This window comes from Thermosynechococcus sp. PKX82 (assembly GCF_031583255.1).
Classification (GTDB): Bacteria; Cyanobacteriota; Cyanobacteriia; order Thermosynechococcales; family Thermosynechococcaceae; genus Thermosynechococcus.
On record NZ_CP134169.1, the window covers coordinates 1,220,526 to 1,244,071 of the forward strand.

The following is a 23,546-nucleotide window of genomic DNA, read 5'->3' on the forward strand; positions in this document are numbered from 1 at the left end:
GCTCAAGACCACATTTCTGGAGTGATCATGTTTTTTAGTGTCGTAATTCCTACCTATAATCGCTTGCCCATTCTAGAAAAGTGTGTTCGCGCGATCGCCCATCAAACGTGGAATCCAGACTTAGGCATTGAGGGCTATGAGGTCATTATTGTTGACGATGGCTCAACAGACAACACCATTGAGTGGCTTGAGGCACATCGTGAAGCGTTTCCCTGTGTCCGCTGGTTTCAACAGGAACATCTGGGTCCGGCAGCGGCTCGTAACTTAGGTCTGCAGGTGGCCAAGGGTGACTGGATTATCTTTATTGATAGTGACTTGGTGGTGACGGAAACGTTTTTAGAAGCCCATGGGAAGTGCTTAACTCAAGAAAAAGAACGTCTTGGCATTGAGGATATTGCTCAGGTTCCTGCTTTTTCCTATGGTCGTGTGATTAATACCTGTAATTTTGAAGACCCAACCTCAGAACCCTATAAAATTGTTGATTTTTCAGCCGCCTATTTTGCAACGGGAAATGTGGCGATCGCCCGCCATTGGTTGGAAAAAGCAGGCCTCTTTGATACCCAGTTTCAACTCTATGGCTGGGAAGATTTAGAACTAGGGGTGCGCCTCAAGAAATTGGGTTTGCGATTGCTGAAGTGCCCCGCAGCCGTTGGCTACCACTGGCATCCCCCCTTTTCCCTCAGTCAAGTGCCCACCCTGATTCAGAAAGAGATTGAAAGGGGACGAATGGGGGTCTTGTTCTATAAAAAGCATCCCATTTGGGAAGTGAAGCTCATGATTCAAATGACGCCCTTTCACTATTTCCTTTGGGCCATCCTATCCCTCGGCGGCATTCTCAATGAAAAAACACTGGCGCCCCTGTTGCAATGGCTGATTAATATCGGTCGCCCTCAAGATGCCTTGGAAGTGGCTCGTATCTTTTTGAACTGGTATAATGTGCGGGCAGTCTACTCAGCCTATCAAGAGCAAACACCGCAGCAGCAGCATTGAGCTTTCGTGGGAGTTATGTTAACCCTGTCTCCAGAGCTAAAAGCCCGTTTGGCAACGCCATTGCAGATTGGCTCTGTTACGGTCAATAGTCGGGTCTTGCAGTCCCCGTTGGCCGGGGTAACTGATTTGGTGTTTCGGCGATTGGTGCGCCGTTATGCCCCCGACTCAATGATGTACACGGAGATGGTCAGTGCTTCGGGGTTGCACTATCTGAAAACATTGCCCCGGATCATGGAAGTGGATGCCAATGAGCACCCCATTAGTATTCAGCTTTTTGACTGCCGCCCTGATTTTCTAGCGGAAGCAGCGATAAAGGCGGTAGCTGAAGGGGCGGATACGGTAGATATCAATATGGGCTGCCCCGTGAATAAAATTACGAAGAATGGCGGTGGTTCTTCGCTGCTGCGGGATGTGCAAACGGCAGCAACAATTGTGCGGACGGTCTCCAAGGCGGTGCCTGTGCCGGTTACGGTCAAAACCCGCATTGGTTGGAGCGATCAGGAGATTAATATCCTTGACTTTGCCAAGGCGATGGAAGATGCTGGCGCTGCCATGATCACAGTTCATGGGCGAACCCGTGCCCAAGGCTTTAATGGCCCAGCTCGCTGGGAGTGGATTGCGCGGGTGAAGGAGCGCGTCAGTATTCCCGTGATTGCCAATGGCGATATTTTCTCGGTGGAAGCGGCGGTGCGCTGCCTAGAGCAAACTGGGGCGGATGGGGTGATGTGCTCGCGAGGAACGATGGGTTATCCCTTCTTGGTGGGGGAAATTGATCACTTTTTGAAAACCGGGGAATTGCGGCCTGCGCCAACGGTGGTTGAACGTCTGCACTGTGCGCGGGATCATCTCATTGCCCTCTGGGAATACAAGGGGGAACGGGGGATTCGCCAAGCCCGTAAACATTTGACGTGGTACGCCAAGGGCTTTGCTGATGCCGCAGAACTGCGCAGTGAATTGTGTCGCATTGAAACCCTAGAGGCTGGTTTAGCCCTGCTGGATGCAGCAATTGAGCGCTTGCAGGTAAGTTCAGACACCGAGGCGATCGCGGCCTAAATACCTAAACAAATGAAAAAAAGATCTGTGTTGCGCAACAATTCCGCAAAAATTTCGTAAAAAAAGTCCCTAGAACCCACGGGTTATAATGAAAGTGTAGGTGTGAGCAGGCCAAAAAAGAGTGATGAGGCTTGGCCTACAAAAAGTTCACTTGCATTTCTCGTTTGATCGCAATCGCTTAATCTCTTGCGTATTTTCTAGCATTTGCAGTTAGCAGGTTCTTGCTGGTTTGAAGGGGCGATCGCTATTGGTGAAGGGCGATCGCGAGAAATTGCTGCACACTTGATGAGGAACATTGATTATGAACTGTACACGCTACACAGAATTGCCCGAAGCGGCATGGCGAGAATTTACGGGTGGTGATTGGGTCGATCGCATTGATGTGCGCGACTTTATTCAACGCAACTATACCCCCTACGCTGGGGATGCCTCCTTCCTCACAGGCGCTAGCGATCGCACCCAACAACTATGGGCAAAAGTGCGCGACCTGATGGCACTAGAGCGCGAAAAAGGGGTGCTCGATGCCGATACCAGTGTCCCCTCTTCGATTACAGCCCACGCACCGGGCTACATTGATCGCGAGTTGGAGCAAATCGTTGGCCTGCAAACCGATCAGCCCCTGAAACGGGCGATTATGCCCTTTGGTGGCATTCGCGTTGTTGAAACCTCCCTCAAGGCCTACGGCTACGAATTGGATCCGCACACGAAGGAAATCTTCACCAAATATCGCAAAACCCATAACGATGGCGTCTTTGATGCCTACACACCCGAAATGCGCCGCTGTCGTAAATCGGGGATCATTACGGGACTGCCGGATGCCTATGGCCGCGGTCGGATTATTGGTGACTATCGCCGCGTGGCTCTCTATGGGGTAGATCGCTTGATTGCCGACAAACAGGCACAGCAGGCTTCCCTAGAAGTGGATGTCATGGACGAAGAAACCATCCGCCTACGGGAAGAACTCTCAGAGCAAATCAAAGCCCTCAATGAACTCAAGGAAATGGCCGCCAGCTATGGCTTTGATATTTCGCGGCCAGCGGCCAATGGCAAAGAGGCGATTCAGTGGCTCTATTTTGGCTACCTTGCGGCTGTCAAAGAACAAAACGGCGCCGCCATGTCCCTTGGGCGGGTCTCCACCTTCCTCGACATTTACTTTGAACGGGATTTGCGCCACGGCACAGCCACAGAAGCTGAGATCCAAGAATGGATTGACCACTTTGTGATGAAACTGCGGATGGTGCGCTTCCTGCGGACGCCGGAATACAATGAACTCTTCTCTGGCGATCCCACATGGGTCACGGAATCCATTGGTGGCATGGGTCTTGATGGTCGCCCATTGGTGACGAAAACCAGCTTCCGTATTCTGAATACGCTCTATACCCTTGGGCCTGCCCCCGAACCCAACTTGACGGTGCTGTGGTCGGAAAACTTGCCAGAGGCCTTCAAACGCTTCTGCGCCCAAGTTTCCATTGACACCAGTTCGATCCAATACGAAAACGATGACTTGATGCGTCCCTACTGGGGCGATGACTACGCGATCGCCTGCTGTGTCTCAGCGATGCGGGTCGGCAAACAAATGCAATTCTTTGGGGCACGGGTGAATTTAGCCAAAGCCCTCCTCTACGCAATCAATGGCGGTCGGGATGAAGTCTCTGGCCAGCAAGTGGCACCGATGTTTGCGCCGATTACAGGCGACACCCTGAAGTGGGAAGAAGTGCTGCCGCGCTTTGAACAGATGATGGCTTGGTTGGCGAAGGTGTATGTCAATACCCTCAACGTCATCCACTACATGCACGATAAGTACTGCTACGAGCGGCTGGAGATAGCGCTCCACGATCGCGATGTCTTTCGCACCATGGCCTGTGGTGTGGCGGGTCTATCGGTGGTGGCGGATGCCCTCTCGGCCATTAAGTACGCCGAGGTGAAAGTGATCCGCAATGCCGAAGGGTTGGCGGTGGACTACGAGATTAAGGGTGATTTTCCGAAGTACGGCAACAACGACGATCGCGTGGATAGTCTCGCGGTGTGGGTCGTGGAAACCTTCATGAATGAAATCCGCAAACACAAAACCTACCGCAATGCCGTGCCTACGCAGTCAATCCTGACGATTACCTCCAACGTCGTCTATGGCAAGAAAACCGGCAATACTCCCGATGGCCGCAAAGCCGGTGAACCCTTTGCGCCGGGCGCCAACCCCATGCACGGTCGCGATACGAAAGGGGCGATCGCCTCACTGGCATCCGTGGCCAAGTTGCCCTATGTCCATGCCCAAGATGGCATCTCCAACACGTTCTCCATCGTGCCCAGTGCCCTTGGCAAGACACGGGAGGATCGAATCAGCAACTTGGTGAATCTGCTGGATGGCTACATCCACGACCAAGGCTTCCACCTCAACGTCAACGTGCTTAACCGCGAAATGTTGTTGGATGCCATGGATCACCCTGAACTGTACCCCCAACTCACCATCCGGGTGTCGGGCTATGCGGTGAACTTTATCAAACTCACCCGCGAACAACAGTTGGATGTGATTAACCGCACCTTCCATGAACGCTTTTAGGCTCATCTTTAGGCTCTTTAGGCGAACTGCCGCCTAGATGAACGTCGCGTCCTCTACCTCGGTTGCTCTGGCGATCGGGGTAGATTTTTTATGGTGCTAGCGTGTGGTGTTTGCGTACATTGGTGAATGTCGTTAATCTTCCCTTTTTCTATAGCCATGCTGCGGGCGATCGCGCCTGCTTGTTACTCCATGGCTTGGGGGGTGGGGTTTATGAACTGCAACTTTTGGGAGAGGTTCTCTACAAAGCAGGCTGGACGGTTCAGGGCATCCTCTATCCGGGGCACGATCGCCCCAGTGCCCAAATGCCCGCCTCGACATGGCCGCAGTGGTATGAGGCAGTAGTGACAGCCTTTAAGACCTTACGAGACAGCCATCGCACGGTTGCCGTGGTGGGCTTTTCCACTGGGGGAACGCTAGCCCTTCATCTTGCCTATGAGTATGCCGTTGATTCTCTTGTACTCCTTGCCCCCTTTTTGCGCATCTATCGGCCTTGGTTTTGCCCCGTCGCTCCAGAGAGGCTTGTGCAGTCCGTTGGCCAGTGGATTCCCTTTGTGCCTCGGCGCAGCCTACCAATCCGCGATCGCCCCCTACGCCAAGCAGCAGAAGCCGCCTGCTTTTTCAAAAGTTTCAACCTGCAAGCGGTGCGCAGTGCCCTTGAGCTGATTGCCCAAGTGGAGCGGGAACTGCCGCTGATCACAACGCCAGCACTGATTCTGCAAAGCCTTGCTGACACGGTCGTTGACCCCCAAGGGGCACAGAGAATTTATGAACACCTAGGCAGCCCCGAAAAGGAATTGCACTGGTTCAAGGAGTCGGATCACTTGCTCCCCCTTGATGTCGAGCGAGAACAGGTATTCGCCAAGGTGGTCGCCTTTTTGGGAAGATAGTTGCAGTTGGTTACTTGCCCTGCCATGGAAACATTGGATCTACGGGGAACGCCCTGTCCTTTGAACTTTGTGCGCACAAAACTGCGACTGCAACAGTTGCCCCCCCAGCAGCCCCTTGAGGTGTGGTTGGATGCAGGAGAACCCATTGAGCAGGTGCCCGATAGTTTGCGCATGGCGGGCTACGATGTCCTTGGGATTGAGCCACGGCAGGACTATTTTGCCCTTCAGGTGCAGCGTCCGGCATGAGTGATCTAGTGGGCTTGGTGCGGGCTGTTCAGGCCAATTACTACCGTGTCCGCCTGCGGGAAGCCACCAATGGTATTGAGGAGTTACTGTGTGTACGCCGCGCCCGCCTCAAGAAGATGGGGCAACAGGTGTGTGTGGGGGATTGGGTAGTGGTGAGCCATCCCGACTGGCAAGGACACCGCGGAGCGATCGCTGAGATTTTGCCCCGCCGCAATCAATTGTCACGCCCAGCGATCGCCAATGTCGATCAAGTGTTGCTCCTTTTTGCCTTGGCTGACCCTCCTGCTGATGTCCATCAAATTAGCCGCTTTCTCTTGACCGCCGAGGGATTGAATGTCGAGATTCAGGTGGTTTTTACGAAAGCGGATTTAGTCGCCAAAGCGGAACAGGAGCAGTGGCGCGATCGCCTGCATCAATGGGGCTATCACTGCCATGTCCTCAGTCTCACCCAAGGAAGCGACTGGCAACATCTGCATCCCCACCTCGCTGATAAGATTACAGTTGTCTGTGGCCCGTCGGGGGTAGGCAAAAGTAGCTTGATCCGCCATCTGACACCTCGGGAAGATATTCGCGTCGGTGCGGTCTCGGATCACTGGCACCGGGGGCGGCACACCACTCGCCATGTGGAACTCTTTCCCCTGCCAGCGGGGGGCTGGATTGCCGATACACCCGGCTTTAATCAGCCGGAACTGCCCCAAGACCCCCAGCAATTGGCGGCGGCTTTTCCGGAGATTCGCCAACGGCTGAGCAAGGATCGGTGTCTCTTTGATAACTGTCGCCACGATCAGGAACCGAGCTGCTGTGTACGCGGTGATTGGGAGCGCTACCCCCTCTACATTGAGTATTTGCATGAGCTAGAAACAATGGCCAGTTCAGAGCCATCCTTAGGGAAGGCACCCCCAGTGAAGGCCAAGAGTGACCGCCAAGGGCAGCAGCGCCTTGAACCCCTCTTGGATCCGAAAAAATATCGCCGCCGATCGCGCCGACAGCAGCATCAGCACCTCAACCCTATGGCTGAAGAAGTCCTCGATAGCGAACTGTGATGACGATGCCCCTTGTGTTAACTCTCATCCTGTTGAGTGTAACGGGTCTTTCCTTGGTAATCTGGTTGGTTTTGCTGCTGTTTTGGGGACAGTTTTGGCGCCCGGATCAGCGGCTACAGGGGGGAGACCTCAGGGTTTGGCCAAGGGTGGTGGTTGTCATTCCAGCTCGCAATGAGGCGGCGGTGATTGGCACCAGTGTGCGATCGCTCCTCGAACAGGACTATGCTGGAACCCTACATCTGATCTTGGTGGACGATCAAAGTAACGATGGCACAGGGGACATTGCTCGCCAAACGGCTTTGGAACTGGGCAAGGGCGATCGCCTAACGGTGATTGAAGGCACACCGCTCCCCCCCGGCTGGTCAGGTAAGCTCTGGGCGCTGTCCCAAGGCATTGAGGCCGCCCGAGCGTTTGATCCCGATTACTTGCTGCTCACAGATGCCGATATTGCCCACGATCGCCAAAATTTGCGCCAATTGGTCGCCCACGCCCGTCAGCAAAACTGTGCCCTTGTCTCGCTGATGGTGAAACTGCGCTGCCAAAGTATTTGGGAAAAATTGCTGATTCCCGCCTTTGTCTTTTTCTTTGCCAAGCTCTATCCCTTCCGCTGGATCAACGATCCACAGCGATCAACGGCGGCTGCAGCGGGGGGGTGTATTTTGATTGATCCTCTGGCCCTGGACAAGATAGGAGGCATTGCCTGTATTCGCGATGCCCTAATTGATGATTGTTCCTTGGCAGCAGCGGTAAAGCGCGCAGGCTACCGCATTTGGCTGGGATTAACACCGACAACAGTGAGTTTGCGGGCCTACAATACCCTCAGCAGTATTTGGCAGATGGTGGCTCGCACTGCCTATACGCAGTTGTCCTATTCACCGCTATTGCTGGTGGGAACCGTGATTGGCATGACACTGGTGTATTTGTGGGCGCCCCTTGCCCTTGCTATCGGTCTGATCGGTCAGTCGCTACCCTTAGCCGTCATGGCGGGACTCACTTGGGGGAGCATGGCGATCGCCTACGGGCCAACGGTGCGTTTCTATGGCCTCAATGGCGCTTGGGCGCTGACACTGCCTGTGATTGCCTTCCTCTATACGCTGATGACACTGGATTCGGCGCGGCGCCACTGGCAAGGTCGGGGCGGTGCTTGGAAAGGACGGGTTTATCCCCGCAAGTCATAGATGGGGCGATAGGCCATGACAATCAGCGTGTCAGTGGGGTCAAGACTCTGAAAGTCTGAGGGACGAGGGTTGAGCAACACCTGCTGATTTTGGCGGCGAATCCCGATCAGGAGCAGCGGGTTCTCTGGATGGCGGCTACTGTACTCACTCATCCAAGCACTGAGGGCAGCAAAGGAGAGGCCACAGAGGGTAGTGGGATAGTGCCCTGGCTCAATGAAGTAAAACTCATTGGTGTGATCAGAATAGGTCAGGAGTTGCCGATAGACCTCGGACATTTGGCGAAAGAGGGCACTTTGAGCCAGAATCCCAGAACTATAGTCCTGACTCAAAATCACTTCATCCACCCCCGCTTCCTTGAGGTGGCGCTGGCGATCGCTATTCACCAATTCGGCCACCACATGAATATCCTGCTCTTGGCCAGGGGTTTTCTCTAGGTGCTTTACCGCAAGGGCAATGAGGGCATTTTTTTCATCGGGAGCTTCCATGTCGGCATCGGCAAGCAGAATAATGGCTTTGGCTTGGGGGGCATTGAGGCGCTCTAGGGTGCCATGGTGGGTAGGATCCCCTTGCACTACAAAGACATCCGGGCGCCCTTGGAATTCAGGATCCAGTGCAATCGGTTCAGCACATAAAAGCACAATGTCACGGGGATGGTAGGCGTTGGCGGCAATCAGTTGGCGGAGCACAAGGGGCGCCTTGGCATTCCAGTTGCAAATAATGATGTGGTTGCTAAAGGGTTTCATGGGTAGGGTTTGGCTAAGAGCTTGGGTGACAAAGTAGGCGGAAAATTTGCCAATCAGGGCACCAAAGGCAAAGGTGCCAAAAAGCAGTAGCACTAGCTGCAGGACTTGCCCTAGCAGGGTGCGCGGGCGATCGGGATACTCCCCCACCAAGGTAATCACTGCATTACTGAGGGTCTCCCAAGCGCGGCTCGGCGACTGAAGTGCCTCTTCGCTCCAGAGGAAAGCCACAATTAACAGCACCAGAATCGCGATCGCCCCTAGGGTAAGGAAGCGTTGAAGTCGCTCGTGCATTGGTTGGCGAGGGAAACATCACGTCTATTCTAAGATTCCGCCCCCTTGTAGAGTCTCCCAGATTCCAGTATCCTGACTGCTATACAACCCTTTTCCCTAAGGATGAAACCCCCTCGAAACAGCCAAAACTGCTTAATGACCCAATCGCATCCCCTCAACAGGTCGATATCACTGGCAGAGGGGCGATTTATTCAGCATGATAGAAACAACATCGGCAGTAAAGGAGCAGTCTCTTGAATAAGCCTGACGACCCACAATGCCGACTCAGACTGTATATCTGGGGTTCCCCCTAGAAGAATAGCTGCAATGTCTGCCGCTGCCTTAGAAATTTTACTTGTGCTGCTGCTCATCATCGCCAATGGCATTTTTGCTGGTGCTGAAATCGCAGTGGTCTCTGCACGCAAGGTTCGTCTTGAGCAACTGGCAAAACGGGGTCAACGCAAGGCGAAGGTGGCTCTGAAACTTGCCAACTCCCCGAATAATTTTCTCTCGGCTATACAAATTGGGATTACCCTGATTGGGATTCTCAGTGGTGCCGTGGGCGGTGCCACCCTCGCCCAGCGGTTACAGGCTGCCCTCAGTCCCGTGCCATGGTTGGGGCAGTATAGTCAGCCTTTGAGTATTGCCCTTGTGGTGACGGGCATTACCTATCTCTCCCTAGTGATTGGGGAGCTGGTGCCCAAGCGCATTGCCATGACGTACCCCGAGGCGATCGCCTGCAACATTGCCAAACCCATGACATGGCTGACGAAATTAGCGGCTCCGATTGTGCATTTACTCAGCGTCTCCACAGACACCATCCTGCAAGTATTGGGCATTACCACCATTGCTGACCAAACGGTTACAGAGGATGAAATTAAAGTCCTGATTGAACAGGGGGCACAGGCGGGTCTCTTTGAGGTGGCGGAGCAGGACATGGTGGCGCGGATTTTTAACTTGGGCGATCGCCCGATTCAGTCGATCATGACCCCCCGCACCGATATTGTGTGGCTGGATATTGAATCCTCGCTTGAAGAAATAGAAACAGAAATTCTGGCCAGTTCCCATTCGCGGTTTCCCGTGGCCGAAGAGACCATTGATCACTGCTTGGGAATTATTTCAGCCAAGGACTTTTTGGCCGCTCGTCTCACCCAGCAAGAGATTGACCTGCGCCAGCTTTTGCAACCAGCGCTCTTTGTTCCCGAAGGCCTACCGGCACTTGATGTCCTTGAACTCTTTCGTCAGTCGAGTCAACACATTGCCCTGATTACCGATGAATACGGGGGCATCGAAGGACTGGTGACGCTCAATGATCTCACGGAGGCGATTATTGGCACACTGCGCCACGACGAGGGGGAGGAACCGCAAATTATTCAGCGGGAGGATGGCTCGTGGCTATTGGATGGGTTGCTCTCGACCTATGAACTCAAGGAATTGCTGCGGCGGGAAAGTTTACCTGAGGAGGACACGGCCAACTACCACACCCTTGGCGGGCTAATCATTACGCTATTTGGGCGTATTCCCCAGTCGGGAGATTACATTGAAACCGATGGCCTGCGCTTTGAAGTGGTGGATATGGATGGCAACCGCGTGGATAAGGTGCTGGTGACCGAACTAGTGAGCGATGATGCCCTCGCCGATGACAGCAACCCCAAGGACAAGGATTAACGACGGCGCAGATGCAGATCCGCTACTGTACGTTGCAGCGATCGCCAGCGTTGTTGTCGCAGTTGATTCAGGGCGCGTTTCAGGGGTGGCAAGGGGGGCTGATCACCACCATAGCGCCAAGCCACATAGGCCTGCGTCAGGGTTTCAATGGCTCGCTGACTGACGGCATCAAGACGGCCAGCGGTTTGCAGCGATCGCGCGTATTCCCACGGAGTTTGATTGGGTCGCTTCGGTAATCCCTGCTGGGCGAGACCATCGAGCATTTGTACATAGAGGCGGGCGATCGGCGGCAGTTTTTGCAGGCGTTGACGATATCGCCACGTCTGGAGAGCGTACCACAAACCCCAGACCACAATGACGCCACCAAAGAGAATCAAAATCCCTTGGACAATCCCCCCCAGCCCTTGGCTAAACAGATCAAAGAATTTTTGCAAAGCAGTTTCGAGGGTAGCAAAGATAATGCCAAAAAATCCCGTCACCGGGGTCGGCAACCATCCCGTGACCCACTGCCAAAACTGCTGGAGGACGCTAAAGGTCTGATCTACCTCTAGGGTGGCTGGATAGAGATCGTGCCCCGGAATTGGATCAAAGAGAAACCAGCCCAAATTGGGAAAGTAGGCTTCCGTCAGGGCATAGGCATCGGTATTGCGAACCACATACAAGCCCGTGAAGGGGTTAAATTCCCCCGTTCCTAAACCGGTGACCAAGCGCGTGGGAATGCCAATACTGCGCAGTAACAGCGTCAACGCCGTGGAAAAGTGATCGGGATAGCCGCCGCGCCACTCAAACAGAAAGGCTGCGACCAAGTCTTGATCTGTGCCTAGTTCGGGAGTGTCGGTTTTCAGGGCATAGGATTGCTTCAGGGCTTGGGTGAGGTAGAGAGCTTGCTCGTAGGGTTCGGGAATCGAGCGATCGGCCTTGGCAAGGAGGTCTTTGGCCAGCGCTTGCAGCCGTGGTTTCAGGTCAGGGGGGACTTCAAGGTAAAACTGATAGCCTACGGTGTGATTTAATTTTGGCGCTCTGCGCAACAGGGAGCGATCGCGCACGGGCACTTGGGAAATCACAGAATAGGTCAGCCCCTCGGGCAAGGGCACCGGCGCCCGCAGGCCACCCTCGGGGTCACGGGCAATTTCACGGGTGGGAAAATAGAGTTCGCGGGGTTCGTAGAGATGGGGAATCAGGTTACTAAACTCAGAGACAATGGTATAGGTCTGAATCACTTCCCGCGTCGGCATTTGGGAGAGTTGCTGTGGCAGCAGATAGCGAAAACTCCAAGGGGAACGCCGCAGCACTTCTGCCTTATCGTTGCGACTAATGCGCCAACCCCGCCCCGTATATTCATCAAAGGCAAGGACGCGCCAAAAGCCGGGGGCTTGCGATCGCACCCGCATTAACTCCCTAGGCGTCATGCTCCCGCCAAAGGTCTGATCAATCTCAGAGCCAAAGCCATAGTAAAAGTTCGGGTCAAAGGTTTGATTGGCCAGTTCCTCGCCACCACCACCACCACCACCACGGCCACTGACATAGCCCGGATTGATCACCCGGGTTTGGTCAAACTCCCCTGCCACTTGAATTTCAGCACTGACAGGCAAGGTGCGAATTTGATAGCCGGGGAAGCGCGGCAGCAGCACAAAGACCACCATCCCCAAGCCAAGAATCAGGGCAAAGAGGCCGACCCATTGCCGCCAAGGCAAGCGTAGCGATTTCAGGGTGGTGGAGAGTAGGCCAAGGCGCGAGCGGTAGTCAAGGACGAGTACGGGTAGGGCGATCGCCAGAAAGATGACCAGAAAAACCCCAAAGGTCATGGTTTGACTGAGGGTGGCCGCCACACTAATTAAAATCAGGGCAATGACCATTGAGTAGCCCAAATCTTTGCGGCGGGGCAGGTCAAAGCTATGGAGCACTTGCAGTTGAATCAAGAGTTCCGTCAGCAAAATCCGTGAATCCTGGTTCAGTGCTGCCAACCGCCCTAAAAAGACCGCTAATGCCGTCAACATCCCAACGGCGATCGCCAGCTTTGCCACCACATTTCTTTGTCGCCGTGCCCACCAACTCCAACTAAAGCCCGCAATGGAGAGGGGAACTGCCCAGAGACTATTGGCAGTATCCGCCGCCACATCGGTTGCCACTAGGCCAACAATCACCATGCCCAAGACCCCTAGGCGCAGCAGTAGGGAATCCTCAACATCCTTGGCGGGAGCTAGCATCGGGGAATTGGCAATGGGCTGTAACCAAGACTGAACCATCGAACAGCAGCGGCAAACAGTGCCCTGATCCTAACAAATCTCTTCCCCAGAAGCGGTGGATACCTTGGCGGCGATCGCGTCCTCTATCAGCGGCTTGCAGCATGGCTTAAAAATCAGCCCCTGACGGCGCAAATCTACACCGAAGAGGAACTCCAATCGCTTTTGGGTCTCTCCCTTCCCCCAGAGCTAAAATCAGGGTTCAATCCTCTCAACAGGAGCAAATTCCTCTTGCTTAGCCGCCAGCGATCGCGGGAATGATGCTGACTTCGTCGCCATCCTTGAGGGGCGTTTCAATGCCATTGAGGAAGCGAATATCCTCATTGTTGACGTAGAAATTGACGAATCGCCGCAGTTGGCCACTTTCATCGCAGAGGCGCCCTTTAATGCCGGGGCAGTCCTGCTCTAGCTTTTCCAGAAGCTCAGCGATCGATTGGGCTTGACACTCCACCGTTGCTTGATCGCGGGTGAGCTTTTGCAAGGGCGTCGGAATCAAAACAGTAACAGCCATAGACCTCTACAAACCATCCATAAACTTCAACACAGCGTCGGGAAAACCGACTAGACCAATACCGGTTGCCAATCCAACCGTTCGAGGGTGCGCGATCGCTCCAAGGCACGCTCAAAGCTAGCCAACTTGGGTTCAATTGTCAGGGGTTGGCCAATCTCGTTTTGCACTGCCTCTTGGGTTTTCAGGCCATTGCCGGTGATATAGACCACCGTCACCTCTTCAGGGTCAATTTTGCCCGATTCCACCAATTTTTTGAGAACGGCGATTGTGGTACCGCCAGCGGTTTCCGTGAAAATACCTTCCGTTTCCGCCAGCAGCTTAATGCCGGCCACAATTTCTTCATCGGTGGCGGCTGCGATCGCCCCATTGGTTTTGCGGGCAATCTCTAGGGCATAGACCCCATCGGCGGGGTTACCAATGGCAATGGACTTAGCAATGGTGTTGGGCTTCACGGGTGCCACAAAATCCCGCCCCTCGGCATAGGCTTGGGCAATGGGGGAGCAGCCCACCGCTTGGGCACCACTACAGCGCACGGGTTTATCCGCCACTAGACCCACTTCCACAAATTCGCGGAAGCCCTTGTAAATTTTCGTGAACAGAGAGCCAGAAGCCAAGGGAGCCACAATGTGGTCAGGAAGCTGCCAGCCCAACTGTTCAATCACCTCATAACCGAGCGTCTTTGACCCTTCCGAATAGTAGGGGCGCAAATTGATATTGACAAACCCCCACCCGTGGGTATTCGCCACTTCCGAGCACAGGCGATTCACTTGGTCGTAGTTGCCCTCAACGGCCATTACCGTTGGCTCATAGATGAGCGTCCCCAAGACCTTACCCGCTTCCAGATCCGCTGGAATAAAGACACAGCAATCTAGCCCTGCATGAGCCGCGATCGCCGCCGTTGAATTCGCCAAATTGCCGGTACTGGCACAGGAGACGGTCGTAAAACCCAATTCCCGCGCCCGCGTCAACGCCACCGATACCACCCGATCCTTGAAGCTCAAGGTGGGCATATTCACGGCATCGTTTTTGATGTACAGATGCTTGAGTCCGAGTCGCCGAGCCAGCCGCTGGGCTTTGAGGAGGGGAGTCATCCCTGTGCCCACATCAATGGGGTTGGCCGATGTCACGGGCAAAAAGGGACGGTAACGCCAAATGGACTTTGGCCCCGCCTCAATCGTGCTGCGCGTTACGGCTGCCGCCAATTGGCTCAGATCGTACTTCACCTCTAGGGGGCCAAAACAGTATTCGCAGACATGAATGGCTTGGGGTTCGTACTCGGCGCCACACTCTTTGCATTTGAGGTGGGTAAAATAGGCGGTTTCGGTGGTAGAGGTCAACGTTGCGGTCATGGGTCTCAGCCTGCCTCAGACAAGTTGTTGACCATCCTAGCAGGGGGCGATCGCCCTGTCAAATATATCCGACTATTTTTATCGGGATTTGAATAGCCATAAAAATTCTCCCCGTTTTCCTTGGAGATGTGCTGCTAATCAGCGGTTGGCGCTATCCTAGGGCTTTTTGAGGCTTCAGCGAATGGGGGTATGCACGGTCACCCGCTTCGTGCCATCGGGAAATGTTGCTTCGACTTGTACTTCTGTGGGCATTTCCGGCACCCCCTCCATGACATCGTCACGGCTGAGCAGCGTTGTGCCATAGTTCATCAAATCAGCAACTGTGCGCCCCTCCCGCGCCCCTTCCAAAATGGCAGCAGAAATATAGGCCACTGCTTCGGGATAATTGAGCTTGAGACCCCGTGCTTTACGACGTTCGGCCACAAGAGCGGCGGTAAAAATTAGGAGCTTGTCTTTATTCTTGGGGGAACAGTTGCATCGTTCCTCAGGCTAAACACTCACTTTGGCCTCTATCTTAACTTGTGGCTTTGGTGCCCAGAAAATCAATGAGCGATAAAGTCAAACTGCGACAACACTATCTTGAATGGCGGCAGCACCTGAGCGATCGCGAGTGGCAAGATCGCAGTCAGCGCATTTGTCAGCACTTGCTTGATCATCCCCAGTTTCAACAGGCAACCACAGTGTTGACCTATGTGCCCCATCGCCGCGAACCCGACTTGCGCTTCCTCTGGTCACTCCCGAAACAGTGGGGCTTGCCCCGTGTCGTGGGTCAGGATTTGCGGTGGCATTGTTTTAATGGCAACCAAGACACTCTCCAGCAAGGACGCTATGGCCTTTGGCAACCGCCCCCCGAAGCGCCCCCGATTGATCCAGCGTGTGTTGATCTCTGCCTAGTGCCTGCCGTTGCCTGCGATCGCCAAGGCTACCGTCTCGGCTATGGCGCCGGTTTTTTTGATCGCCTCTTTGCCCACCCCGATTGGCAGCACGTGTGTCGCTGGGGAATTGTCTTTGAGTCAGCCCTTCTAGCAGAATTGCCCCGTGACCCGTGGGATCAGCCACTGCAAGCTATCTGCACTGAATCAGGCCTCTTGGCAATCAGCTAAAGCCCCAGTTTTGCCAACACCGGTTGCATTGAAACCACGTGTTTTCTCAAACCCAGTTCCTCAGGACGCAGGCCAAGGGCTAGACCCACCAGTTGCGGCAGATGGAGAATCGGCAAATTGAGGGTAACTCCCACCTGCTGGGCAATTTCTGGTTGGCGAGCATCCAGATTCAAATGACAGAGGGGACAGGGGGTGACAATGCAATCCGCGCCATGGGCGATCGCGCTCTGGAGTCGTTGTGCCGCCATGGCAAAACTGGCCGCCGTCGCATAGCTGGAAATGGGCCAACCACAGCACTGGGTACGTCCCTCATACTCGATGGGGGTAGCCCCAACTGCCTCAAACACCTGTTCCATTGAGGTGGGGTGAATTGGGTGATCAAAGGGCAGCCTCTCTTGGGCACGCAGCAGATAGCAGCCATAAAAGGCCGCACAGCGCAGTCCCTTGAGGGGACGACGGACGCGATCGCGCAACTCGTCAATGCCCACATCGCCGATAATCGCCCAGAGCAAATGCTTCACTTCTGTGGTGCCTTGGTAAGGAGCGCAGCCCTGTTGCGTCAACACTTGGTTAATTTCTGCCACGTACGCCGGGCGATCGCGCTGAAAGGTCTTGAGGCGTTCATCCACATGGCCAATCACCCCCTGACAGGTGCTGCAATGGGTCAACAGGGGCAAAGCCAACTGTTCGGCAAGGGCAATGTTGCGGGCATTGACGGTATCTTCTAGCAGCCACGAATTCTCCTTAAACGTGCCTGAGCCACAACAACTGGCTTCCTTCAGTTCCACCAGCTCGATATTCAACAGGGGGGCGATCGCCCGCGTTGAGAGGTCTAATTCCCGACAGGCCCCTTGAGCCACACAACCGGGATAATAGGCATAGCGTAAAGCAGACATACAACTTGAAACGCCTAAAATCTGCCCCTAGTCTAGCCAATCATCACAATCACTCGTGTGTCCTACTGCTCAGGTATAATCCTAGGATTTAGAAACCAATCCTTGTTTTTTAGTCAAAAGTCCGTGTTACCATAAACCAATTTCTTGCAGTTCTTTCAACAACCCATGCCATAGGAGTGTTATCTTGCGTTACTTATTTAGTTCGGAGTCCGTCACCGAAGGCCACCCCGATAAGATTTGCGACCAAATTGCCGATGCCATTCTGGATGCGCTGCTCACCCAAGACCCCCAAAGTCGCGTTGCCGCTGAGGTCGTCGTGAATACGGGTCTGGTGCTGATTACTGGGGAAATTACCACCAAAGCACAGGTCAACTACGTCAACCTAGCACGGCAGAAAATCCGTGAAATTGGCTACACTGATGCTGAAAATGGCTTTGCCGCCAATAGCTGTGCCGTTATCGTTGCCCTTGATGAGCAATCCCCCGATATTGCCCGAGGGGTGGACACGGCTCAAGAAGCACGGGAACGTCTCAGTGATGCCGAATTAGATCGCGTTGGCGCCGGTGATCAGGGCATTATGTTTGGCTATGCCTGCAATGAAACCCCTGAGTATATGCCCCTGCCCATTAGCTTGGCTCACCGCATGGCGCGTCGCTTGGCTGCTGTCCGCAAAACGGGTCAACTTCCTTATCTGCGTCCCGATGGCAAAACTCAAGTCACTGTCATCTACGAAGATGGCCAGCCGGTGGGCATTGATACCATCCTGATTTCCACCCAACACACGGCCACCATTGGTGACATCAGCGACGAAGCCGCCGTTCAAGAAAAGATTAAAGCCGATCTATGGGAAGCCGTCGTCAACCCTGTCTTTGCGGATCTGGCAATTAAACCCGATGACAAGACCCGCTTTCTCGTCAACCCCACGGGCAAATTTGTCATTGGTGGTCCTCAGGGGGATTCGGGACTCACAGGACGCAAACTGGTGGTGGATACCTACGGTGGTTATGCCCGTCACGGGGGCGGTGCCTTTTCCGGGAAAGACCCCACCAAGGTCGATCGCAGTGCTGCCTACATGGCTCGTTACATTGCCAAAAACATTGTGGCCGCAGGCCTAGCCGACAAATGCGAGTTACAGATTAGCTATGCCATTGGTGTGGCTCGCCCCATGAGCCTCTTTGTGGATACCTTTGGCACGGGTAAACTTGCCCCAGAGCAACTGCTGGAGTTAATTACAACCCACTTTGATCTGCGCCCCGCTGCCATTATCCAAACCTTTGGTCTGCGCCACTTGCCCCAGGAGCGCGGTGGTCGCTTCTACCAAGATGTGGCTGCCTACGGTCACTTTGGGCGTCATGACCTCGACCTACCTTGGGAAAAACTCGATAAAGTCGCCGATCTGCAAGCCGCTGCCGCTCAATTTCTAAGCGCAGTCTAGGAACATATTGGGGGGGATTTCTCCCCCCTGCACTACTGGGTGACTCGTTGCAGGCAGGTTTGTGCCGTGTTGGTGAGCATCTGGCGCACTTCGGGATTGACATTGGTCTGTACATCTTCACCGATCGCCTGAAATTCTGCCAAGGTGAGCGAGGATTGCAGTTCATTGATCACACAGGTACAGTAGGCATTGCCGTATTGCGCCATTTGCGGCACCTGTTGTTGCAGGGCAGTCGTACATTCACTGGTAAATCGGGAAACCACTTCTGGGGGGTAGGGAGCAGCGATCGCCCCCCCGCCGAGGGACACCGCACTTAAAACCGTCAAAGAGATGGATGATTTTTTGAGTAAAGACATTGTTTCTATCCTTCGTGTATCAAAGTTTCATGCCCATTCTTTAGGGACTTCTCTAGTCTAGGCAGGTTCCAGAGAATGTGCCACTTTGGGCGATCGCCACAAAACGCAGATTTACATTCCTAGGGGCAAACGTTAAAGTAGAGGATTGGACTACTACAACACCGTTCACCTTAGCCCTATGACCCTATACAACCCCTCTTTGTACGAAGAACCCATTTCCCAAAAGAACTTAACCACTGCGGGTCGTTCCGATCGCTCCATTTTGGAATGGTTACAGCAAACGGGTCGATTAATTGCCCGTGATGCCAATGAGACAGACCCGATCGTGGATAGCACCCTCGATGATATGGGTGAAATTGAGGAATTTGTTGGTGACTCCTTGGGCGATTACGACGAAGAAGATGACCTAGGGCTTGAGGAGTAGGGCACCAATCCCCCTATTATCGGAGTGATGTGCTAGAGCTATCCCCATGCCCTCCACCAAAACCACGGCTGCCATTGAACCCCGTTGGCTGACAGGACAGCGACTTTTTGGCCTTCTCGCTATTGGCCTGCTCATGGCTAGCATTGCCTACGATACCGGAGCAAACCACTGGCAACAGCCGTTGAAAACCTTGACACTGCCTTGGTTGGTGAGCTTTGCCATCGTTGTAGGGCTAGGGATGGCGGTGGTGCCCCTGTTGCGGCGGTTGAAAACTGGGCAGATTATTCGCGAAGATGGTCCACAATCTCACCTGCAAAAATCGGGCACACCGACAATGGGGGGAATCTTTTTTGTGCCGACGGGGTTAGGTCTAGCCCTCCTGTGGACTGGAGTTGCGCAGGGGAAAGTATCCGCAACGGTGGGGGCGATCGCCCTCCTTGTTCTCTGGTATGCCGCCATTGGCTGGTGGGATGACTGGCAAGTTCTGCGGCGCAAATCCAACAAAGGGTTATCGGCGCGGCTGCGGCTCCTCCTTGAGGGCATTGGGGCAGCTCTTTTTTGTGCTTGGCTGGTGGGCAGTGATCCAACGGCAGCGGTGGTGACCGCGCCTTGGGGGTGGGTTTGGCCTTTAGGGATCGCCTTTATCCCTTTGGCGATTTTTGTGCCGATGGCGGAAGGGAATGCCCTCAATCTCACCGATGGTCTCGATGGTCTTGCCGCGGGCACGGCGGCGATCGCCCTCCTCGCTTTAGGCATGATTCTGACCGCCCATCCCGATTTGCAAATTCTGGCAGTGGTCATGAGTGGTGCCTGCCTCGGCTTTCTCTGGCACAATCACCATCCGGCACGGGTGTTTATGGGGGATACGGGTTCCCTAGCCCTTGGGGCACTCCTTGCGGGCATTGGCTTGGCCAGTCATCACCTCTGGGAACTGTTGATTGTCAGTGGTCTTTTCTTTGTGGAGTCTCTCTCAGTCATTGCCCAAGTGCTCTACTACAAAGCAACCAAAGGTTCCGATGGCGTGGGCAAACGGCTGCTGCGGATGGCCCCTCTACACCATCACTTTGAATTGGGGGGCTGGTCAGAACTGCGGGTGGTGAGTACGTTTTATGGGGTGGTTGCCCTCTTGGGACTGCTCTGTGGCCTCCTGCAATGGTTGGCTTGATGGGGGAAGTGCAATGAAAGCAGCAGTACTCTACGGCAAAGAAGATGTCCGCATTGAAACCGTCGCCGATCCCACGCCCGGTCCCGGAGAAGTGGTGATTCGTGTTCAGGCTGCCACTACCTGTGGTACCGATTTGAAGGTATGGCGGCGCGGCGGTCATGCACGGATGCTAACGCCACCGATTCTCTTTGGCCATGAAGCGGCCGGGGAAATTGTTGCCCTTGGGGCTGGGGTGACCGGCTGGCAGGTGGGCGATCGCGTGGTAGCGAATAATTCTGCCCCCTGTGGCCAGTGTTTTTACTGCCAACGCCAAGCCTTTTCTCTCTGTCCCCATCTGGAGTTTAACAATGGCACGTTTGCCGAGTATCTAAAAATTCCCGCCAGCATCGTCCGCCAGAATCTGCTGCCTATTCCGGCGTCCCTCTCCTTTGCCTTAGCTGCCCTCACCGAACCCCTCGCCTGTGTCCTCCACGGTGTGGCTCGCTCTGGCTTTGACCCCGCAATGGTTGAAACGTGGCCAAGTCCACCGCAAATTGTGGTGCTGGGGGATGGTGCCATTGGCCTGATGTTTATGGGGGTTCTGGCACAGCAGGGAGCACGGGTTCTCGCCTTTGGCGGTTCCGATCAGCGGCTGGCGATCGCCCGCACATTCGGGGCAGAGCAGATAGTAAATCATCACCAGTGCAGCGATATTCCTGCTGTGGTTAAAGACTGGACCCAAGGACGGGGTGCCGATATTGTCATTGAAGCCACTGGCGTACCTGAAGTCTGGGAAACGGCGATCGCCTGTGGTCGCCCCGGTGCCACCATTAACCTCTTTGGTGGCTGCCCCCGCGAAACTTCGATCCGCGTTGATACCGAACGCCTGCACTACGAAGAACTCACCCTCAAGGGGGTCTTTCACAACACACCCACATTTGTCCGCCAAGCCTTGCAACTGATTGCCAGCGGCACATTGCCTTTCGAGAAACTGATTAGTGGCCAAGCCCCCCTCACGGAGATTGAAAACGTCTTGCAAGCAATGAAGGCGCGCCAAGTGATTAAAGTAGCGCTGCAGCCCTAGCTATTCCCGCAGGAGCAAATAGTACAACTGCCCCGGTGTATTGATCAGACCCGCCCGCGCTTTGGCCACCTCCCCCGTGCCCATGAAAATATCGACACGACCCGGCCCGCGAATGGCACTCCCCGTATCCTGATCCAAAACAAAACGGCTGACGGGGGTTTGCTGCCATTGGCCTTGGGCTTTGAGGGGAATTTTCGTGTTGATCACCGCCAAGGCACCCGGAGGCATCAGGGACTTATCAGTGGCGATCGAACGCTCTGGAATCACCGGCGTTGAGAGACTGCCCGTGGGGGGGCGCCCTTGGGTATGTTCAAAAAAGACAAAGCTGGCATTGCGAGGTAAATAGCGATCTAACTCAGCGGGGTTGGCCTCAAAGTAAGCCATGAGGCGCGGTAGCGTCAGTTCCTCACGGGGAATTTTGCCATCGCGAATGAGTTCTTGGCCAATACTCGTGTAGGGGTGATTGGTCTTACCGGCATAGCCCACCGTAAAGCGGCGACCATCGGGCAGTTGCAGCTCAGCCGACCCTTGGACGTGAACCAGAAAGGCCTCTAGGCGATCGCGCAAATAGACCAGTTCCAGACCCCGCAAAGGCCCATTGCGCCACTGCTGACCATCCGCCCCTTCCAGTTCCAAGCGGGTTGGGTGCGGCTCTCGCCACTGCTCAAAATTGGGGGGGCGACGAAATAGGGGATAGCGGTATTCTGCGGTGGGCACTAAGCTGGCACGATACGTCGGTGCATAATAGCCCGTGAAATCCACTCGCCCTTGGCCATCGGTGCCAATGGATTGATAAAAGACAAATTCTCGCTTGACAGATGCTTGCAGTTCTGCCGCAGAGCGACGGGTTTGTACCAGATGGCGAAAGCGTTCGAGGGAGCGGATCACTCGCTGATGGAGATTGGGGCCAAGGGCGGCGCCGGGTTGACCGGGAGCAGTGTAGGCGGCGTAGTCGCGGCGCGCTTTATCGGTGCGCAGGTAACGCAAACTATGATCAATGGCTTGCAGCAGTCGTGCTCGTTCCCTGGGGGATTGCCAGAGGGCCGTATCTAGGGCAACCCTTGGGGGCAGTTGGCTTTGGCGCGTTAAGGGAGCAACCGTTGGTGCTGTGGCGATCGCGCTTGTTGCGAGGATCACGACCCCCTGAACCCATCCTGCGAATAAACCCGCCATAGACGTTAGGCAAACCGATCCACACTAGAGGCAAACACGGGTTCTACCCGAATTGCAAATACCTTTGAGGGGCGCACCACCATGTATTCCCCTTGAATGTTTTTAATGGGAACGGAAATAAAGTCGTTGGAATCTGCTTTGGCCACTAACTCGTTGCTGTACCACTTCTGGAAGTCTTGAATGGTGGGGAAGCGCACCTCCTCACGGTGACCGCCATCCAGAAATAAATGCACCGCAAATTCAGAAGGGGTTCTGGGCATAGGCGCGATCGCTCATCCTCATCATGCACATTATTCCCCTATTATCGCCGCAATCGGTGGCTTCAGGCACTAGGGACCGCCAGTGAGGGGACGGGGGGCGCGATCGTAGTACTGGGCTGTCATCGCTGGGTTGAGAGCGCGAGCACGCTCATAGTCCCGTTGCGCCAATTCCACATTGCCACTATCGAAGTGAGCCATGCCCCGACTATAGTAGGCAGCAACAAATTGCGGATCCCGTGCTAGGGCAGCATCAAAGTCGGCAATCGCCGCTGTGTAGTTTTGCAGAGCCAGATAGGCCATGCCGCGGTTGTAGTAGGCGGCAATAAACTGGGGATCGTTGCGCAGCGCAGTGCTAAAGTCCGCGATCGCCCGCTGCATATCCCCTTGGTCATAGTAGGCTAGGCCGCGCGCAAAGTAGTAGTCAGCACTGGGGTTGAGTCTGATTGCTTGGCTAAAGGCATGAATGGCAGCGGCCAGATCACCCGTACCTTGGTGCATTAATCCCACGTTGTAGTAGTCCTCGGCACTGCGGGGCACGAGGCGTTGCAGTTCTTGCAGTTCAGGAGGTGTGAGGGTGGCGATCGCCATGGGCTGTGCCACAGCAGCACTGCTGAGACCAACAAAAGCAGCTAAAACTGTCAAAGCACTGAAGAGTTGTTGGCGCATCGTCGGCCTCCTTTGGGCATCGCTCAGCCTTACTTCGATCCTAAAAGAAAATGAAGAAATCGCCCAGCAAACGATAACAGTTGTAATAAGTCGCTCGCTCCGACCCTTTTCTTGGCTACATACACAGCATTGCGCTCTGGAGTCGTAGTGCATGCCATGCTTGGGAAAGGGCTGTATGTTGATATCTTTAAGTTTTTCTGCGCAGAGGGCAGTGCGCGAGCTCTTGGATCAGATGTGATCTAGGGCACTGGCGCCGAACTCAAAGTC

General features: G+C 54.5%; 23 protein-coding genes. 13 read left to right on the forward strand and 10 right to left on the reverse strand.

The features are described 5' to 3' along the window. Positions 1-27: 27 nt before the first annotated feature. The 7 genes from RHH53_RS05890 to RHH53_RS05920 all read left to right on the forward strand — a co-directional run bounded on the left by RHH53_RS05890 (position 28) and on the right by RHH53_RS05920 (position 7,954). Complete coding sequence (locus RHH53_RS05890; RefSeq protein ID WP_310453446.1) at positions 28-990, forward strand: glycosyltransferase family 2 protein; 963 nt, start codon at positions 28-30, stop codon at positions 988-990. Positions 991-1,005: 15 nt separating this feature from the next. Continuing rightward, positions 1,006-2,043 carry a tRNA dihydrouridine synthase DusB gene (gene dusB / locus RHH53_RS05895; protein WP_206201463.1) on the forward strand — a complete coding sequence of 346 codons (1,038 nt, stop codon included), beginning with the start codon at positions 1,006-1,008 and terminating at the stop codon, positions 2,041-2,043. Positions 2,044-2,344: 301 nt separating this feature from the next. Beyond that, positions 2,345-4,600 (forward strand): formate C-acetyltransferase, encoded by a 2,256-nt coding sequence (pflB, locus tag RHH53_RS05900; RefSeq protein WP_310744222.1) that lies wholly within the window; start codon positions 2,345-2,347, stop codon positions 4,598-4,600. A 101-nt stretch (positions 4,601-4,701) separates the two neighbouring features. After that, positions 4,702-5,487: an alpha/beta fold hydrolase gene (locus tag RHH53_RS05905; RefSeq protein ID WP_310744223.1), complete on the forward strand. Its 786-nt coding sequence runs from the start codon at positions 4,702-4,704 to the stop codon at positions 5,485-5,487. A 24-nt stretch (positions 5,488-5,511) separates the two neighbouring features. Beyond that, the gene (locus tag RHH53_RS05910; RefSeq protein ID WP_149817527.1) at positions 5,512-5,733 is read left to right on the forward strand and encodes a sulfurtransferase TusA family protein; all 222 of its coding nucleotides are present in this window, start codon (positions 5,512-5,514) and stop codon (positions 5,731-5,733) included. Beyond that, the gene (gene rsgA / locus RHH53_RS05915) at positions 5,730-6,776 is read left to right on the forward strand and encodes a small ribosomal subunit biogenesis GTPase RsgA (protein WP_310744224.1); all 1,047 of its coding nucleotides are present in this window, start codon (positions 5,730-5,732) and stop codon (positions 6,774-6,776) included. The genes RHH53_RS05910 and rsgA overlap by 4 nt, the downstream gene beginning before the upstream one ends. After that, the gene (locus RHH53_RS05920) at positions 6,776-7,954 is read left to right on the forward strand and encodes a glycosyltransferase (protein WP_310744225.1); all 1,179 of its coding nucleotides are present in this window, start codon (positions 6,776-6,778) and stop codon (positions 7,952-7,954) included. The genes rsgA and RHH53_RS05920 overlap by 1 nt, the downstream gene beginning before the upstream one ends. Here the strand turns inward: RHH53_RS05920 and RHH53_RS05925 are convergent. Continuing rightward, the gene (locus RHH53_RS05925) at positions 7,936-8,988 is read right to left on the reverse strand and encodes a TrkA family potassium uptake protein (protein ID WP_302676487.1); all 1,053 of its coding nucleotides are present in this window, start codon (positions 8,986-8,988) and stop codon (positions 7,936-7,938) included. The two genes, RHH53_RS05920 and RHH53_RS05925, sit on opposite strands and share 19 nt — an antisense overlap. Positions 8,989-9,294: 306 nt before the next feature. Here RHH53_RS05925 and RHH53_RS05930 point away from each other — a divergent pair, with 306 nt between their 5' ends. After that, entirely contained in the window at positions 9,295-10,635 is a 1,341-nt protein-coding gene (locus RHH53_RS05930; RefSeq protein WP_302679088.1) for a hemolysin family protein, read from the forward strand. On the opposite strand, the gene RHH53_RS05935 is transcribed toward RHH53_RS05930, so the two are convergent. The 4 genes from RHH53_RS05935 to ureA form a co-directional block, all read right to left on the reverse strand. Continuing rightward, positions 10,632-12,881 carry a DUF3488 and DUF4129 domain-containing transglutaminase family protein gene (locus RHH53_RS05935; RefSeq protein WP_310744226.1) on the reverse strand — a complete coding sequence of 750 codons (2,250 nt, stop codon included), beginning with the start codon at positions 12,879-12,881 and terminating at the stop codon, positions 10,632-10,634. The two genes, RHH53_RS05930 and RHH53_RS05935, sit on opposite strands and share 4 nt — an antisense overlap. A gap of 232 nt (positions 12,882-13,113) precedes the next feature. Continuing rightward, positions 13,114-13,389: a MoaD/ThiS family protein gene (locus RHH53_RS05940; protein WP_149817514.1), complete on the reverse strand. Its 276-nt coding sequence runs from the start codon at positions 13,387-13,389 to the stop codon at positions 13,114-13,116. 50 nt (positions 13,390-13,439) lie between these two features. Continuing rightward, entirely contained in the window at positions 13,440-14,738 is a 1,299-nt protein-coding gene (gene thrC, locus RHH53_RS05945) for a threonine synthase (protein WP_310744227.1), read from the reverse strand. A gap of 174 nt (positions 14,739-14,912) precedes the next feature. Beyond that, positions 14,913-15,179, reverse strand: a complete 267-nt coding sequence (gene ureA / locus RHH53_RS05950) for an urease subunit gamma (protein WP_310744262.1) — start codon at positions 15,177-15,179, stop codon at positions 14,913-14,915. A gap of 104 nt (positions 15,180-15,283) precedes the next feature. Here ureA and RHH53_RS05955 point away from each other — a divergent pair, with 104 nt between their 5' ends. Further along, positions 15,284-15,841 (forward strand): 5-formyltetrahydrofolate cyclo-ligase, encoded by a 558-nt coding sequence (locus RHH53_RS05955; RefSeq protein WP_206201470.1) that lies wholly within the window; start codon positions 15,284-15,286, stop codon positions 15,839-15,841. On the opposite strand, the gene RHH53_RS05960 is transcribed toward RHH53_RS05955, so the two are convergent. After that, entirely contained in the window at positions 15,838-16,737 is a 900-nt protein-coding gene (locus RHH53_RS05960) for a CoB--CoM heterodisulfide reductase iron-sulfur subunit B family protein (protein WP_206201471.1), read from the reverse strand. The two genes, RHH53_RS05955 and RHH53_RS05960, sit on opposite strands and share 4 nt — an antisense overlap. A gap of 184 nt (positions 16,738-16,921) precedes the next feature. Here RHH53_RS05960 and metK point away from each other — a divergent pair, with 184 nt between their 5' ends. Next, positions 16,922-18,172 carry a methionine adenosyltransferase gene (gene metK / locus RHH53_RS05965; RefSeq protein WP_206201472.1) on the forward strand — a complete coding sequence of 417 codons (1,251 nt, stop codon included), beginning with the start codon at positions 16,922-16,924 and terminating at the stop codon, positions 18,170-18,172. A gap of 32 nt (positions 18,173-18,204) precedes the next feature. Here the strand turns inward: metK and RHH53_RS05970 are convergent, their stop codons facing one another. Beyond that, positions 18,205-18,528, reverse strand: a complete 324-nt coding sequence (locus tag RHH53_RS05970; protein WP_206201473.1) for a hypothetical protein — start codon at positions 18,526-18,528, stop codon at positions 18,205-18,207. A gap of 178 nt (positions 18,529-18,706) precedes the next feature. Here RHH53_RS05970 and RHH53_RS05975 point away from each other — a divergent pair, with 178 nt between their 5' ends. From RHH53_RS05975 to RHH53_RS05985, 3 genes are read left to right on the forward strand one after another with little or no spacing between them, the layout of a single operon-like run. After that, positions 18,707-18,952, forward strand: a complete 246-nt coding sequence (locus tag RHH53_RS05975) for a DUF3134 domain-containing protein (RefSeq protein ID WP_310743515.1) — start codon at positions 18,707-18,709, stop codon at positions 18,950-18,952. Between the two features lie 46 nt (positions 18,953-18,998). Continuing rightward, on the forward strand, positions 18,999-20,117 hold the full coding sequence (mraY, locus tag RHH53_RS05980) for a phospho-N-acetylmuramoyl-pentapeptide-transferase (protein WP_302679091.1): 1,119 nt from the start codon (positions 18,999-19,001) through the stop codon (positions 20,115-20,117). Between the two features lie 13 nt (positions 20,118-20,130). Next, positions 20,131-21,180, forward strand: a complete 1,050-nt coding sequence (locus RHH53_RS05985) for an alcohol dehydrogenase catalytic domain-containing protein (protein ID WP_310744228.1) — start codon at positions 20,131-20,133, stop codon at positions 21,178-21,180. Here the strand turns inward: RHH53_RS05985 and RHH53_RS05990 are convergent, their stop codons facing one another. The 3 genes from RHH53_RS05990 to RHH53_RS06000 form a co-directional block, all read right to left on the reverse strand. Beyond that, on the reverse strand, positions 21,181-22,353 hold the full coding sequence (locus RHH53_RS05990) for a murein transglycosylase A (protein ID WP_206201476.1): 1,173 nt from the start codon (positions 22,351-22,353) through the stop codon (positions 21,181-21,183). It lies immediately after the preceding gene. Positions 22,354-22,358: 5 nt separating this feature from the next. Then, complete coding sequence (locus RHH53_RS05995) at positions 22,359-22,613, reverse strand: hypothetical protein (protein WP_149817491.1); 255 nt, start codon at positions 22,611-22,613, stop codon at positions 22,359-22,361. Positions 22,614-22,682: 69 nt separating this feature from the next. Continuing rightward, positions 22,683-23,279: a tetratricopeptide repeat protein gene (locus RHH53_RS06000; RefSeq protein WP_302676478.1), complete on the reverse strand. Its 597-nt coding sequence runs from the start codon at positions 23,277-23,279 to the stop codon at positions 22,683-22,685. Between the last annotated feature and the right edge of the window lie 267 nt (positions 23,280-23,546).